This window comes from Janthinobacterium sp. SUN206 (assembly GCF_030587305.1).
Classification (GTDB): Bacteria; Pseudomonadota; Gammaproteobacteria; order Burkholderiales; family Burkholderiaceae_D; genus Janthinobacterium; species Janthinobacterium kumbetense.
In genome coordinates this window covers 98,011-112,497 of the sequence record NZ_JAPWIB010000005.1, presented here as the reverse complement: position 1 = coordinate 112,497, position 14,487 = coordinate 98,011, and the positions used below count along the sequence as shown (strand labels likewise).

Here is a 14,487-nt window from a genome sequence, read left to right as displayed (position 1 = left end):
CAGAGAAATGGGCCGAAAACGGCTGAAAACTCACCAAAAACCACAAAAACAGGCTGAAAATGCAAAAGTGGCTACCAAATCGGTAGCCACTTTTTTTACGCCTGTCTCAGCCGCAAACTTACTTTTTCGCCGCCGCCAGCGCTTGCGCGATCCAGCCGTCAAACGTCTGCTGGTGGAACTTGATCCAGCCAGCCGTATGACGGGCGATATCGGCTTGCGTGTTTTCGCCGCGGCGCATGCGCTCGTTCTGCGCATTGATGTCCGCCACGGGCAATTGCATCACTTCGAACAGCTTGGCCGCGGCCGGATTCTTCTCCGCCCAGGCCTTGTTCGACACGATGCGCGCCGTGTTGACGGCAAAGCCGTAGTCGCTGCCATCGTCGAGGCGGGTATTCACCTTGTCCGGATTGGCCGAGAACGGCACTTTCAGCCAGACCACGTCCTTGCCCGGCACCAGCACGCCGCTGACCCAGTACGGCGTCCACGTGTAATACAGGATCGGTTCGCCACGCTTGTAGCGGCCCAGGGTGTCGGCGATCAGGGCCGCATAGCTGCCCTGCACGTGGGTCACCGTCTTGCGCAATTTATACGCATCCATGTGGTTCTCGATCAGCGCTTCGCAGCCCCAGCCGGGGTTGCAACCGGTCAAGTCGGCCTTGCCATCGCCATCATGGTCGAACAGCTTGGCCAGGTTGGGATCGCGCAACTGGTCGATATTCGTGATGTTGTACTTTTCCGCCGTCACCTTGTCGATCAGATAACCTTGCGCGGCAGGCCCCGCATACTGGCCCGTGCGCGACAGCTTGGCGTCGCCGCCCGCATTGTTATAGAAATCCTTGTGCATCGGGTCCCAGTGCACGGCCATGAAGGTGGCGTCACCGTTGGCAATGGCGATATGCGCCGTCGGATATTCCACTTCCTTGATGGGCTGCACTTCGTAGCCCAGCTTTTCCAGGGCCTTGTCGACCAGCATGGTCTGGAAGGTTTCTTCCGCGATCGAGCTTTGCAGCGGTTGCACCTTGACGCCCTTGCCGGGCAGCGCATCGGCAGCGGCGGCCGGCGTCTGCGCCATGGCCAGGCTGGTGGTCAGGGCCATGGCGGCGATCGCCAGGGCGGAAAACAGCTGGAACTTGCGTTGCGATTTTTGCGTCACTTTGAAATTGTCGATTTGATGCATGTGTATCCTTTATTGTGCGTTGGCCAGCGTTACTTGCTGTTCAACATTATTTTTCTCCGCATTGCCGCGCACCAGGCGCAGCACGAAACCGGCAGGACCCGTCTGGTACCAGTGGCGCACGCCGCGGCGTGGCTGGCCCATCGCTTGCGTCAAGCGGTCCAGGGTGATGGCCAGCAGCACGATGCCCAGGCCGCCCACGGTGGCCAGGCCCATGTCCAGGCGGCCGATGCCGCGCAATACCATCTGGCCCAAGCCGCCGACGGCGATCATCGAGGCGATCACGACCATCGACAGCGACAGCATCAGCGACTGGTTGATACCGGCCATGATCGATGGCATGGCCAGCGGGAATTGCACGCGGGTCAGCAACTGCCACGGCGAGGCGCCATAGGCGCGGGCCGCTTCGATCAGGTCGGGACGCACCTGGCGGATGCCGAGGTTGGTCAGACGCACCAGCGGCGGCAGGGCAAAGATGATCGTCACGATCACGCCAGGCGCATTACCGATACCAAACAGCATTACCACGGGCACTAGGTAGACAAACGCGGGCGTCGTCTGCATGGCATCCAGCAGGGGGCGCAGGATATTCTGTGCGCGGTCGCTGCTGGCAAGGAAGATGCCCAACGGCAAGCCGATGGCCAGGCAGAACGCCAGCGACGTCAAGACCAGCGACAGGGTCGTCATGGCTTCCGGCCAGATGCCCAGCATCGACACCACCAGCAGCGCCAGCACGGTGCCGATGGCCAGGGTGCGGCTGGTAAATTGCCAAGCCAGCAAGCCGATGATGGCGATCACCGTCAGCGACGGGGCGGCCAGCAGCACGCCTTCCACGCCGGACAGCACACTGTCGATCGGCGCGCGCACGGCCTGGAAGAAGGGACGGAAATGCGCGACGACCCAGCCCAGGCCCTGGTTGATCCAGCTTTCCAGCGGCAGCGAGCCGTCGAAAATCTGCGTCAGGTGAAAGCCGGACGCATGTTCCGGCTGCACGGCAGGCGCGGCGGCGTCCAGCCAGGCGGTGCTGGCGTCGGTAGGCGGCGTCAGCGCCCAGGGATTGATTTGAGCGGCCTGTTCAACAACAGGTTCTACTGCGGAAACGGTGCTTGGGTTCATGCTTGTCCTTTCTGTTGTTGTTCGGCTATGGCTGGCGTGTCGCGGTCGAGGAACTTCAGCAAGGTTGTCTTGCTGATGGCGCCGCGGAAGCTGCCGTCATTGGCCACCACAGGGACGGCGTAAGGCAGTTGCGCCACCTGGCCGAACAGGCCGGCGACTGGCTCATCTGCATTGATGGTCTGCACGTCGGGCAGATAGGCATGCGCCAGGCCCAGCGGACCGACATGGCCGTCGAGCGCACTGCGCAGCGAATCGGCCGAGACGACGCCGAGAAACTTGCGCTGCGGATTGACGACGTAGGCAAACGCGCGATCCTGCTCTTCCAGCATCGACAGCGCGGCGCGCGAGCCGCGGCTCGGCGACTCGGACACGACGATCTGGCTCTTGCGGGCGATATCGCTGGCCTTGAAGACAGCCGCCGCATCGACGCCGCGCACGAAGTTGCGCACGTAATCGTTGGCAGGCTTGCGCAGGATTTCTTCCGGCGTGCCCACTTGCACCACGTGGCCGTCTTTCATGATGGCAACGCGGTCGCCGATGCGCATGGCTTCGTCGAGGTCATGCGAAATGAAGACGATGGTGCGGCGCTTGATTTGCTGCAAGCGCAGCAGTTCCGATTGCATTTCCGTACGGATAATCGGATCGAGCGCGGAAAACGCTTCATCCATCAACAGAATCGATGGATCGCAGGCCAGCGCACGGGCCAGGCCCACGCGCTGCTGCATGCCGCCCGACAATTCGTCGGGATAGCTGGCGCCGTAGCCGTCCAGGCCCACTTGTTCCAGCGCTTGCTGGGCCAGCGCATGGCGCTCGGCCTTGGGCATGCCGGCCAGTTCCATGCCGAAGGCAGTGTTGTCGAGCACGGTAATTTGCGGCAGCAGCGCGAACGACTGGAACACCATGCTGATGTCCTTGCGGCGCAGGGCGCGCAGCTGGGCGTCCGGCAAGGTATTGATGTCGTTGCCGTCGATCAAGATGCGGCCGGCGGTCGGCTCGATCAGGCGGTTCAGCATGCGCACCAGGGTCGACTTGCCCGAACCGGACAGGCCCATGATGACGAAGATCTCGCCCGCTTCAATGGTAAAGGTGGCGTCGAAAACGCCGATGGTGCAGTCGGTCTGGGCCAGGATATCCTGCTTGCTGGCGCCCTGATGGACGAGTTCAAGTGCTTCTTCTGGCTTGTCGCCGAACACTTTGAACACATGGTCGATAATAATTTGTTTTGCCACGATGTGGTTCTCCCTCGATTTGACGAATGGAATGAAACCCAGCAAGCTGCCAGCTTGCGGCGGGAATCAGCAAACCCTGTTGCGTCGGCTACGCCACGGCGCAAAAGCGCACGGGAGCGACAGGAAACAGGGGGTGACACGCATGTGACCAGCGGATGGCCAAAGCCGGTGCCGGGGTGCCGTGTGCGTGCTAAAAGAGGCTGTGGTTCAGGACTTTTAACAACGCTAGCGCCATGCAAATACATGGCACCAAATGTATTTGACCGAAAAAAAATCGACCAAGCTACTTTTAACTGGATGCGGGTGTAAAACCCAATGAATTATTCACCACTCAGCGAGTGGGGAGTACTGCGAAGCAGATGGTGAAACGCGGTGTAGCTGTTGTAAATATGACTCAAGTATAACGCAAAAAGCCGCCAAAGTCCAATGGCTTTCCAAATAGAAATGTGCTAGCAATGTTCGCCAGCGTACAGTCAGACGTGAAAAAGGCGAAAAGCGACGTGTTTTCATCGTCTTTTCGCCCATCGCTGCGACGCGTTTTCTAGCACCAAACATGGCGCCAGACAAGCGGATCAAACTGGCTCGGTAAACACCTTGCGCATCTTTTCGGCGATCTTGCCTTCAATCGTGGAAGCGAAGGCGCTGAGCATGAAGCCCAGCTTGATTTGCAGTTGCGCCTGCTCTTTTTCCAGGGTCAGCGAACCATCGACGCCGCTGCGCTCGAAGCGCAGCACATCGCCATCCCAGGCGCAGGCCAGGTCATATTCCTGGGCCAGCTTGTCGGCCACTTGCTGCGCCGCTTCGCGCGCCTTTGCTGCTGTCAGCTTATGTTGCTGAACTATATTTATATCCGCCATCAAACGATCCTTTTATTATAAAAACGGGTGCCATACGGCCAGCATCATACCAGCCGCCACGCGGCAGCCGCAGCCATGGGGAACGGCGGCACACGGAAAAAACCGCGCTTTCTTGCGCCGCACTTGCGCCGCATCAAACCGCAACCACCGAAGCAGGCCGACTATCTCCATTCCAGTTGCGAGTGTCTTGGAGAGCTACCATGGACCAGAAAGTCATCGTGCCGGTCGAAGCCGTGCTGACCAAATGCGTGTCCTTGCCTGTCGGCTACGTCCCTACCCCCTCGGCGCCCTACCGCCTGCACCGCAAGAATGCGCAACTGACTCTGCAGCCGGGTCCGCCCCGCCTGACGGACGCCGCGGTCCGCAACCTGGCCGCCGTTCCCGTCGGTTCGCGCGTGCTGATCTGGAAGCAAGACCCGTCCGTGAGCGAGCTGGGCACGCGCAAGGCCTTCCTGCCCGGCCTGATACTGCAAGGTCCGCGCGACGCACGCATCACCTTTGGCGAGCCGGGCATCGCCCAGGTCAGCCCGAACGCCTTTGGCGACTTCATCGTCTCGCCCAACACCGACCAGTTCGACGCCGTGCACACCTTTGCCATCGTGCGCATGACGCTCACCATGTACCAGCGCGCGATGGCCAGCAACAACACGGCGCCGCCCCTGCCCTGGCAATGGAATAGCGCCAGCAACACGGCACCGCTGCGCGTGTTCCCGCACGGCTTGCCCAATGTTATGAATGCCTATTACAGCCGCAGCGACAAGGCCCTCAAGTTCGGCGACTTCATTCCCAGCGGCGCCACCGAGCGCGTCTACACCTGCCGCTCGCTCGACATCGTCTCGCATGAAACCGGGCACGCCATCCTCGATGGCCTCAAGCCGAATTGGCTGCTCAACAATAATCCACCGCAGACGGGCGGCTTGCACGAATCGTTCGGCGACCTGACGGCCATCTTCCTGGCCCTGTCGCAGCTGGACCAGGTCGAGGCCGTGATCGCGCAAACCAAGTCCGACCTGCACGACAAAACCTTCCTGGCCGACCTGGCGGAACAGTTCGGCCTGGCGCTGGGCCGGCCGAACGGCTTGCGCAATGCCGATAACGACATCAAATTGTCGGAGGCCGGCACGGAAGTGCACGCCATCTCGCAAGTGTTTACAGGCGCTATCTACGACATCCTGGCCGACATCTTTGCCCACGAACGCCAGCCCCAGCTGGAAGATGACGCGGCCGTGCTGCACCGTTGCGGCGACTACCTGCGCAGCCTGGTCTTGCGCGCCCTGGTGGCGTCCCCCGACCAGGCGGCCACGTACGCCGACGTGGCCGGTCATATGCTGACCCTGGCGCAAGCCGACGGCTTTACCAGCTACCTCGATTTCATCCGCAACAGCTTTACCGTGCGCGAAGTGCTCAAGGACAATGCCATGACGGAGGATGGACAAATGACCTTTGCCCCCGATGTCATCGACGAAGCGGGCGCCGTGCAAGACAGGCGCGCCTGCTGCGGTACCATGAACCATGCGGAATACAGCGAATCGGATCAATTGCTGGAAGCGGAGCGCGAAGCACTGGCGGCCTGGTGCCGCAGTTACGCCCCCCGGTAAGCGCCCCGCGCCGCAAGCCCGCCAGCGGTCAGCCGCAGGCGATGGCATGCCGCATCATCACCACCACCACCGTCCCCAAGAAGGAGCAGCATGAAAATTTCAGCCCGCAGCAGCGGCGGCTTTGCCGGCCTGAGCGAACAGTACGACATCGATACGCAAGCCCACCCGGCCGGCCCCGGGCTGGAAGCGGCACTGGCCAGCAGCGGTTTTTTCACGCACCCGCAGGGCACGGGCGAACAGGTGGGCGCCGATATTCCCCATTGGCAAATCACCGTCGAGGCACCGGCCGCGCGCCGCACCATCACGTTTGCCGAAGATGGCAGTGCTGAAAATGCACGTTGGCAACAGTTGCTGACGCAAATACGCGCCAGCGCCTGATTGTTCCGGCACTTATTTTTACCGATCTTGATTTGGGTAAAACAAAAACACCACACGGCGAGCGCCCGCCTCGCCCGTCCTGCTCCCTGCAGCATCGGGCGACTGTCGCTTTCTTGCCGCGTTCTTCATGGTAACGTCCCGGATAGTCGCTGAATTGCACGCTCTGCGCGGCAACGGCGCTGCCAAAAAATGAATTTGCTTATATGTATTGTATATAAGCGGGATTTGTGAGAAATAGCGAATTGCCTTAAAATACAATGCTTTGCTTTAGTATGCGCCGCCGAGGTTCCTGCAGGCGCTACAGCACCTCCCCCCAAATTGATAGGACTGTTATGACCCACGTTGTCACCGAATCCTGCATCGCCTGTCGCTATACCGACTGCGTCGATGTCTGCCCGGTAGATTGTTTCCGGGAAGGCCCGAACTTCCTGGCAATCGATCCGGACGAATGTATTGACTGCGCAGTCTGCGTGGCAGAGTGCCCGGTGAACGCGATTTTCGCGGAAGAAGACGTGCCGGGCGACCAGCAAGCCTTCATCAAGATCAACGTCGACCTGGCCCGTAACTGGCCTTCGATCACCAAGACGAAGGCTGCCTTGCCGGAAGCCGAGCAATACAAGGACGTCAAGGACAAGCTCGACATGCTGGTGCGCTAAGCGCACGGCACTTGCCGCGGCGTTTCCGGCGGAGACACTGTTCTCCGCAGGGGCGTGGCGGTGAAAAAATGTACAAAAAGCAGCGGAAACGCTGCTTTTTTTGCTTTTAGAGCATCGTTGCAGGTCTATCCACGCAAGTGTGGCGCGCTGTCACACCAAAGCGCAAACTGTGGACCTATGCGCGGTAATGCACATTTTGTCCTCAACAAATATCGTAAAATTGGATTATGATATTTGAGCCGATATTGGCGCTTGGAATTAAACAAGGACTATATATGCTTTACCAACTGCACGAACTGCAACGCTCCTTCCTCACTCCGGTGATGCAATGGGCAGACATGTCCTCCAAGTTATTTACCAACCCGGTTTCTCCACTGGCCCACACCCCGTTTTCGCAACGCATCGCAGCCGGCTACGAGCTGATGTACCGCCTTGGCAAAGACTACGAAAAACCACAATTCGACATCAAATCCGTTCTCGTCCAAGGCGAGAACGTCGACATCCGCGAACACGTTGTCGTGACAAAACCGTTTTGCCGCCTGATTCACTTCAAAAAAGAAGCCACTGGCTTGCAACAGCCCAAAGTTTTGCTGGTTGCCCCCCTGTCCGGTCACCACTCGACCCTGCTGCGCGATACCGTGCGCGGCTTGCTGGCCGAGCACGATGTCTACATCACCGACTGGACGGACGCGCGCATGGTACCGCTGACGGAGGGCCCGTTCCACCTGGACGACTACATTTATTATGTGCAGGAATTCATCCGCCTGCTGGCGCCTGACTTGCACGTCATTTCCGTCTGTCAACCGACCGTGCCCGTGCTGGCTGCCATCTCGCTGATGGCGACGGCCAAAGATCCGCACATGCCGAAAACCATGACGATGATGGGCGGCCCGATCGACCCGCGCCGTTCACCCACGCAAGTGAACAACCTGGCGACGGAAAAGAAATTCTCGTGGTTTGAAAACACCGTGATCTACGCGGTGCCGCCGAACTACCCAGGTTTTGGCCGCAAGGTGTATCCGGGCTTCCTGCAGCACGCCGGCTTCATCGCCATGAACCCGGGCCGTCACGCGCAAAGCCACCGCGAGTTCTACATGCACCTGGTGACGGGCGACGACGAGCCGGCGGAAGGCCATCGCCAGTTCTACAACGAGTACAACGCCGTGCTGGACATGCCGGCCGAGTACTACCTGGAAACCATTAAAACGGTTTTCCAGGAATTCAGCCTGCCGATGGGCACGTGGAAAGTGGGCGGCCAGCTGGTGCGTCCGCAAGACATCACGAATGTGGCGCTGTTCACCGTAGAAGGCGAGCTGGACGACATTTCCGGCGCCGGCCAGACGCAGGCGGCGCATGACCTGTGTTCCGGCATCCCTGCCGAGATGCAGCAGGATTTCGTGGCGCCAAAATGTGGCCATTATGGCATTTTCTCGGGCCGCCGCTGGCGCGAAATCATTTGCCCGAAAATCGGCGAATTCATCCAGAAACATTCCTGATCCGCAGTATTTCAGGCAAAACGGCACGCCAGGCTACCCTGGCGTGCCGTTTTTTTTATGCCCCGCTCATGCGCGTGACGTTTCGACCTTCACCGTCGGGCGCGTATTGACAAAGATTTGCTCGACTCGCGGCTCGCCCGGCCCCGGCTTCTTCATCGCATAGCCATTCACGGGCTGCGAGCGGTTCACCCACAGCGCGTAATACAAATGGTCGGCGCGCGGATCTTCCGTGTTCGGGTGGATCAGTATCGTCAGGCCCAGGCTATTGAGTTGCAGCCACGGCACGATGACGGGCAGCAAGTCATTCGTGAAGCCAAAGTAAAACGACGGCGTCACGTGCGGGCCGCGCGGCTCCAGGTTCCAGTCGCCCAGTTCGATCTGGAAACGCTCGGCCGCCCACTTGCGTATCAGCGCCGCCTTTTGGTAACTGTCTTCGTCAAAATAGATATGCGCGTGATAACTCTCGATATCCGTGTAGGCACGTGGCTTTGCCGGCAAGGTTTCCTCGCCGGGCCGCACGCTGACGGGGCGCGGCGTGGGCGCCGTGTCCGTATGCTCGCCCCACGGGCTTTTGCCCGGTGCAGGTTTGGCGCGTTTGACGGCGCCATCCTGCGCCAGGGCCGTGCCGGCCAGGCCCGAAGCGGCCAATGCCGCCACGAGTCCCCCGCCGCGCAAGACCGTGCGGCGCTGCGGCGAGAGGAGATTGGCCCATTCCAGGTCGATGGCCGCGTGTTGAGTATTGTCTGACATAGGATTTCCTGTTCTTGATGATAAATATGGAGAGAAGGCAGATCAAAAGTGAACGGTGGCGCGGGCATAGTAATAACCGCCCAGTACGCCCAACGGTCCCGAGTTGTCGTACGCGCCCGTGTACTGCGCCAGATTCGCGGCGCTGCGCGCGTCCCGCGGCACCTGGCCCGGTTTCTGGTCGAAGACATTGTTGGCGCCCACCGTCACGTTGATGCGCTTGCTGATGTCGTAGCCGACGCTGACATCCGTCACGAAGGCGGCCTTCAGTTGGTAATCGCCGCCCGTGATGGCGTTCAGGCGCTTGAGCTTGCCGTAGCGCGTCTCGCGCACGTTGAACGTCCAGCCCGCCTTTTCATACGCCAGGGTGACGATTTCCTTGTCGCGCGGCGCCCGGTACAGCAAGTCGTACTCGGCCGATTTACTCAGGGTGCCGATATTCGGCAAGCCTTGCAGCACCGTCGGCAAGGCCGCCTTGCCGACCAGGCTCGTGTGGTTGATATTCGCGGCCGCCGTCCAGCGCAACTTGCCGTCGGCCAGGCGCAAGACATCCTCGGCCGTCAAATCGATGCCGCGCGTGCGCGTGTCGCCCACGTTGGCAAAGTAATGCGCGACGAGGCCATTGCCCACCGTCAAACCCGCCGAGCGCAGCAGGTTTTCGATCACGCTCGCTTGCGCCGCCGTCAGTGGCCGGCCGCTGCCGTCGAGCGCCACGCCCGAGCTGCGGTCGATGCCGATGTTCGACGACACGCCCAGGCGGTCGCGGACCTTGATTTGATACGCGTCAACGGCCAGGCGCAGGGTAGGCGTAGGATTGAAGGTCAGCCCGGCCGACAGATTCGTCGATTTTTCCGGTTTCAGCGCTTGCGCACCCAGTGCCCGCGCTGCGGCCGAGTTCGGCTGCGCCAGGGTATACGGCACACCCGCATGGTCGGAGGTGTTCGAATACGATTGCGTCACCAAGCTCGGCGCATGGAAACCATTGCTGACGGTGCCGCGTACGGCCACCGTGGGCGTGACGTCATAGCGGGCGGACAAACGGCCCGTCGTCTTGCTGCCGAAATCGGAATATTTCTCGGCGCGCAGTGCCGTGTCGAGCAGCAATTGCGGCGTCAGTTTCGCGCCCAGGCCGACATACGCCGCATAGCTGTGGCGCGCCGTGTCCGAGGCGTCGACGGGCAGGTAGCCGGCCAGCGCCGATGAGCCACTGCCCTGCCAGGAAGCGGGTTCGCCCGGACTGCGTTGCTGCGTTTCATGCGAATACTCGAGACCGACGCTCAGGTCGGCCGGCTCGCTCAAGCCCAGCGGCACGGGACGGCGCGCGTCGGCGTTGGTGGTCGAGCGGCTGTAGCGCTGATTGCCGATGGTGAAATCCGTCTTGCCACCTGGATAGCTCAGCGAATAATTGGCCGAGTTTTCCACGCCCACGTCGATATCGTCGCGTCCGTAAGTACTGCTGATATCCCAGTTCCAGCCCGCCGTCTCGCCCTTGACGCCGCCCGTCAGGGAAAAATCGTTTTCGCTCGTCGTTTCATACGGCGTGAAGCCGTCGGGATACACGGACAGCAAGCCTTTGTTGTTATTAAAAATGGTATTGGGCAGACGGAAATTCTGCGCCGAGCGGGCATTGCGGTGCGCATACGTGCCAAAGCCATACAGTTGCACCTCGTTCGACACGTCATAGCCGAAGTTGGCGCTGAGCGAAGCGGTCGTGCTTTGCGGCACGCCCGTATTGCGCCACGGATTGCTGTTGCGGCTTGCTTCTGCCGGGTTCGGCGAGGCGCCGGCCGGCAAGCTGTTATTCGGCCCCAATTTCACCAGCTGGCCATCGCTGTTGCGCACGGCCGGATACGACAGATAGCCGGGATTCAGTCCGAAATTGCGCACGGCGATGCCCTGGCGCTGGACTTCGGCGCCGAAGTGGGCAAAGCCGTGTTCGCCCAGGCGCGTGCCGCCATCGATGCGCACGGAACCGTTCGTGCCGTCGCCGTCGTAGGTGGAGCCGAGTTGCGTGCTGAAGCTGCCCTTGTCATCCGCTTTCAGGATGATGTTGATGACGCCGGCGATGGCGTCGGAACCGTAGATGGCCGAGGCGCCATCGCGCAGGATTTCCACACGGGCAATGGCGCCCGTGGGTATCAGGGCCAGGTCGGTGGCGACGGAACCGGGAAAACCATCCTCGTTGACGATGGCCGTCGTATGCCGGCGCTTGCCATTGACCAATACCAGGGTATGCGACGGGTCGAGGTTGCGCAATTGACCGGCACGCACGATGCTGCCCAGGTCCGGCTGCACGCGGGCCGGCAAGTTGAACGACGGCAAGGCCGTATCCAGCGCATCGAGCAAGTTCAGCTTGCCCGTGGCCTGCAATTGCTGCGCGCTGATCACGTCGATGGGGGCGGCGCTGTTGGCCACCGTGCGGCCCGTGCCGCGCGCGCCCGTGACGATGACGGTGTCATACGGCGCGGCGGCCAGTGCGCCAGCGCCATCCGGCGCGGCCTGCGCGTGGAGCACGCCAGGCGCCCCCAGCAGCAGTACGGCCACGGAGACGGCGTGCGCCAGTTGCTGCAAACGCGGGGCGGGGTCATGCTTGTGAATCGGTTCCAGCATACGAAAACATCCTTTCAAAGTCGTCAACACAGTGGCTGCAGACTAAAGGATGGACAAACAAACAAGAACGAATGGTTTCGTATTTAGATATTTCGTTTTGGCAACTAACAACAGCGGCGGCACGCCGTGTCAGGGAGTCGCCGGGGCGGTCGCCAGGCTCTGGTCGAGCCGCTTCCAGTAATCGCGTTCCAGCCGGGCCGTATCGATATCGCGCGCCGCCTCGTTGAAGCGTTTTTGCCACGCCGCCCCCCCGGCATCGCGCTGGAAGCACACATGCACGGGACGCTCCTTGAAGACGGTATCGATGACGGCGATGCGTTCGCGCTCGGCCTTGCTGAAGTTGCGCCCCATCAACAAGTGCTGCAGGACATGGCGCTCGATGACGATCACGCGGTAACGCTTGATGAACAGTTTCTTCAGATTCGTCGCGTCGTTCAAACCCTCTTCCGTCTTCAGCTCGCCACGCGCCACCATGCCATCGAACTGTTCCCCATTCGAGTAGCCGGCCACGGTGCCGATGCGCAGCTTGCCCAGGTCGGCGAGGCTGGCGCCAGGCACGCCGTCCTCCTTCAGGTAGGCCAGCACACCCTGCGTGTTACCAACCGGAACAGAAAAGTGGCAGAGTTTTTCCCGTTCCGGCGTGCGCCACACGGCCAGAAACCCGGCATAGCGGGAACTGGCCAAGCCAAACTGCATGGCGCGCTTCCAGGGAAAATAGTCATACTTGACCGTATAGCCGAGACGCTCGAAAACGGCGCTGACCATGGCGCCCGACATGCCGTCGGCCGGCAGGCTGCGGGAAATAAAAGGCGGCCAGTCTTCCGCCGCGAAGCGGACGATGCGCGAACTGGCAGCGCCCGGCGCCGCCATGGGGGAACTAGCCTGCCCGTGTGCAAGGGCAAGTGCAGAGTGCATGAACAAACAGAAGGGCAAACCAACTGTCCGGAGGAAACGCATGTTTGGCTCCTATGGCCTGGCGCACCTTGCAATGCAGGCGCGGCAACAGGACTGGCGGTCGGCTTTTTTGATCACTGGTTTGATAAAAATCATGCTCCCACAAAAAAAAGAAATTGCAAAGTTGTTTATTTGCACTTTGACATTCCCAGGGGAAATAAAATACGATTGCGGCGCGCCTGCAACAGGCTGTCATGCCGCCGGCTATCCCCTCTTGCGCAACAGGTTTTTACTTGTGCGCGCGCCGGATGGCCGATAATGGCGTTTTACCGTGGAAGATGACCGTGCCGCACCCTGCCCCTCCCTCACTTGCCGACCAGATCGAAGACTTGCTGCCGCAAACGCAATGCACCAAATGCGGCTACAACGGTTGCCGCCCGTATGCGGAAGCGATTGCCGCCGGCAGCGCCGACATCAACCAGTGCCCACCGGGCGGTGCGCAAGGCATCGTGCGCCTGGCCGGCTTGCTGGGCAAAAAAGTCATCCCGCTCAATCCCGTCAACGGCCTCGAACGTCCGCGATCTGTCGCCTATATCGACGAATCGCTGTGTATCGGCTGTACCCTGTGCATCCAGGCTTGCCCGGTGGACGCCATCGTCGGCGCCGCCAAGCAGATGCATACGGTGGTGACAAGCCTGTGCACGGGTTGCGACTTGTGCGTGGCGCCCTGCCCCGTCGACTGCATCGTCATGTACCCGGTCAGCGGCGACGCCACGGGCTGGGATGCCTGGAGCCAGACAGAAGCAGACGACGCGCGCGCGCGCCACGATTTCCGCACGCAGCGCCTGCGCCGCGAAACGGAGGAAAACGAAGCGCGCCTGGCCGCCAAGGCCGTCGCCAAGATGCGCGAAGTGACGCAGGAAGTGCCCGTCACGCCCGATGAACAGGCGGAAAAGGAACGCAAGAGCGCCATCATCGCCGCGGCCATGGAGCGCGCGCGCGCCAAGGCCGCTGCCGCCAGCACGGATACCCCCCAGCCAGCCCCCACCACCCCGAAAAAAGACGCATGAACGCCGCCAAACGCCTGGAAATCTTTACGCGCTTTCGCGCCGCCAATCCTTCCCCGAAAACGGAACTCGACTACACGACGCCGTTCGAGCTGCTGATCGCCGTGCTGCTGTCGGCACAGGCGACGGACGTGTCCGTCAACAAGGCGACCCGCTTGCTGTATCCGGTCGCCAATACGCCAGCCACGATACTGGCCCTGGGCGTGGACGAGCTGGCCAGCTACATCCGCACCATCGGCCTGTTCCGCACCAAGGCGAAGAACGTCATCGCCACCTGCCAGATCCTGCTCGAGCAGCACGGCGGCGAAGTGCCGCGCGACCGCGCCTCGCTGGAAGCCTTGCCCGGCGTGGGCCGCAAGACGGCGAACGTGGTCATGAACACGGCGTTTGGCGAACCGACGATGGCCGTGGACACGCATATCTTCCGCGTCTCGAACCGCACCGGCATCGCGCCGGGCAAGAATGTCGATATCGTCGAGCAAAAACTGCTGAAATTCATCCCCAAGGAATTCCTGCACGACGCCCACCACTGGCTCATCCTGCACGGCCGCTACACGTGCACGGCGCGCAAGCCCCAATGCTGGAACTGCATGATTGCCGACCTGTGCGATTACAAGGACAAGTCGCCGATGCCGGCCGTGGTCTGACAACACACCTTTACGAAC

14 protein-coding genes are annotated in these 14,487 nt (G+C 61.1%); 7 read left to right on the top strand and 7 right to left on the bottom strand.

All coding sequences use genetic code 11. The features are described 5' to 3' along the window. Nucleotides 1–118 precede the first annotated feature (118 nt). From proX to O3300_RS23850, 4 genes are all read right to left on the bottom strand, one after another. Nucleotides 119–1,177 carry a glycine betaine/L-proline ABC transporter substrate-binding protein ProX gene (gene proX, locus O3300_RS23865; RefSeq protein WP_305054313.1) on the bottom strand — a complete coding sequence of 353 codons (1,059 nt, stop codon included), beginning with the start codon at nucleotides 1,175–1,177 and terminating at the stop codon, nucleotides 119–121. A 9-nt stretch (nucleotides 1,178–1,186) separates the two neighbouring features. Next, nucleotides 1,187–2,290, bottom strand: a complete 1,104-nt coding sequence (proW, locus tag O3300_RS23860; protein ID WP_289906358.1) for a glycine betaine/L-proline ABC transporter permease ProW — start codon at nucleotides 2,288–2,290, stop codon at nucleotides 1,187–1,189. Next, nucleotides 2,287–3,519 carry a glycine betaine/L-proline ABC transporter ATP-binding protein ProV gene (gene proV / locus O3300_RS23855; RefSeq protein ID WP_099668215.1) on the bottom strand — a complete coding sequence of 411 codons (1,233 nt, stop codon included), beginning with the start codon at nucleotides 3,517–3,519 and terminating at the stop codon, nucleotides 2,287–2,289. Before proV ends, proW begins: the two co-directional genes overlap by 4 nt. Before the next feature lie 572 nt (nucleotides 3,520–4,091). Further along, complete coding sequence (locus O3300_RS23850) at nucleotides 4,092–4,376, bottom strand: polyhydroxyalkanoic acid system family protein (RefSeq protein WP_099665323.1); 285 nt, start codon at nucleotides 4,374–4,376, stop codon at nucleotides 4,092–4,094. A gap of 200 nt (nucleotides 4,377–4,576) precedes the next feature. Between O3300_RS23850 and O3300_RS23845 the strand changes: the two genes are divergently transcribed. The 4 genes from O3300_RS23845 to O3300_RS23830 all read left to right on the top strand — a co-directional run bounded on the left by O3300_RS23845 (nucleotide 4,577) and on the right by O3300_RS23830 (nucleotide 8,504). Further along, nucleotides 4,577–5,974 carry a hypothetical protein gene (locus tag O3300_RS23845; protein ID WP_305054312.1) on the top strand — a complete coding sequence of 466 codons (1,398 nt, stop codon included), beginning with the start codon at nucleotides 4,577–4,579 and terminating at the stop codon, nucleotides 5,972–5,974. A 90-nt stretch (nucleotides 5,975–6,064) separates the two neighbouring features. After that, the gene (locus O3300_RS23840) at nucleotides 6,065–6,352 is read left to right on the top strand and encodes a protealysin inhibitor emfourin (RefSeq protein WP_077400196.1); all 288 of its coding nucleotides are present in this window, start codon (nucleotides 6,065–6,067) and stop codon (nucleotides 6,350–6,352) included. Nucleotides 6,353–6,684: 332 nt separating this feature from the next. Further along, nucleotides 6,685–7,008 (top strand): ferredoxin FdxA, encoded by a 324-nt coding sequence (gene fdxA, locus O3300_RS23835; protein ID WP_010395176.1) that lies wholly within the window; start codon nucleotides 6,685–6,687, stop codon nucleotides 7,006–7,008. 275 nt (nucleotides 7,009–7,283) lie between these two features. Next, on the top strand, nucleotides 7,284–8,504 hold the full coding sequence (locus tag O3300_RS23830; protein WP_077400193.1) for a polyhydroxyalkanoate depolymerase: 1,221 nt from the start codon (nucleotides 7,284–7,286) through the stop codon (nucleotides 8,502–8,504). Between the two features lie 66 nt (nucleotides 8,505–8,570). Here O3300_RS23830 and O3300_RS23825 read toward each other — a convergent pair whose 3' ends face one another. The 3 genes from O3300_RS23825 to O3300_RS23815 form a co-directional block, all read right to left on the bottom strand. Further along, entirely contained in the window at nucleotides 8,571–9,254 is a 684-nt protein-coding gene (locus tag O3300_RS23825) for a DOPA 4,5-dioxygenase family protein (protein ID WP_305054311.1), read from the bottom strand. 42 nt (nucleotides 9,255–9,296) lie between these two features. Continuing rightward, nucleotides 9,297–11,861 (bottom strand): TonB-dependent siderophore receptor, encoded by a 2,565-nt coding sequence (locus O3300_RS23820; protein WP_305054310.1) that lies wholly within the window; start codon nucleotides 11,859–11,861, stop codon nucleotides 9,297–9,299. Between the two features lie 129 nt (nucleotides 11,862–11,990). Beyond that, complete coding sequence (locus O3300_RS23815; RefSeq protein WP_099665327.1) at nucleotides 11,991–12,731, bottom strand: ABC transporter substrate-binding protein; 741 nt, start codon at nucleotides 12,729–12,731, stop codon at nucleotides 11,991–11,993. A gap of 43 nt (nucleotides 12,732–12,774) precedes the next feature. Here O3300_RS23815 and O3300_RS23810 point away from each other — a divergent pair, with 43 nt between their 5' ends. The 3 genes from O3300_RS23810 to nth are packed head-to-tail and all read left to right on the top strand — an operon-like array spanning nucleotide 12,775 to nucleotide 14,469. Then, the gene (locus tag O3300_RS23810) at nucleotides 12,775–13,074 is read left to right on the top strand and encodes a hypothetical protein (RefSeq protein WP_251349780.1); all 300 of its coding nucleotides are present in this window, start codon (nucleotides 12,775–12,777) and stop codon (nucleotides 13,072–13,074) included. Nucleotides 13,075–13,093: 19 nt separating this feature from the next. Continuing rightward, entirely contained in the window at nucleotides 13,094–13,825 is a 732-nt protein-coding gene (gene rsxB / locus O3300_RS23805) for an electron transport complex subunit RsxB (protein ID WP_305054309.1), read from the top strand. Continuing rightward, on the top strand, nucleotides 13,822–14,469 hold the full coding sequence (gene nth, locus O3300_RS23800) for an endonuclease III (protein WP_034782448.1): 648 nt from the start codon (nucleotides 13,822–13,824) through the stop codon (nucleotides 14,467–14,469). The genes rsxB and nth overlap by 4 nt, the downstream gene beginning before the upstream one ends. The last annotated feature ends 18 nt before the right edge of the window (nucleotides 14,470–14,487 follow it).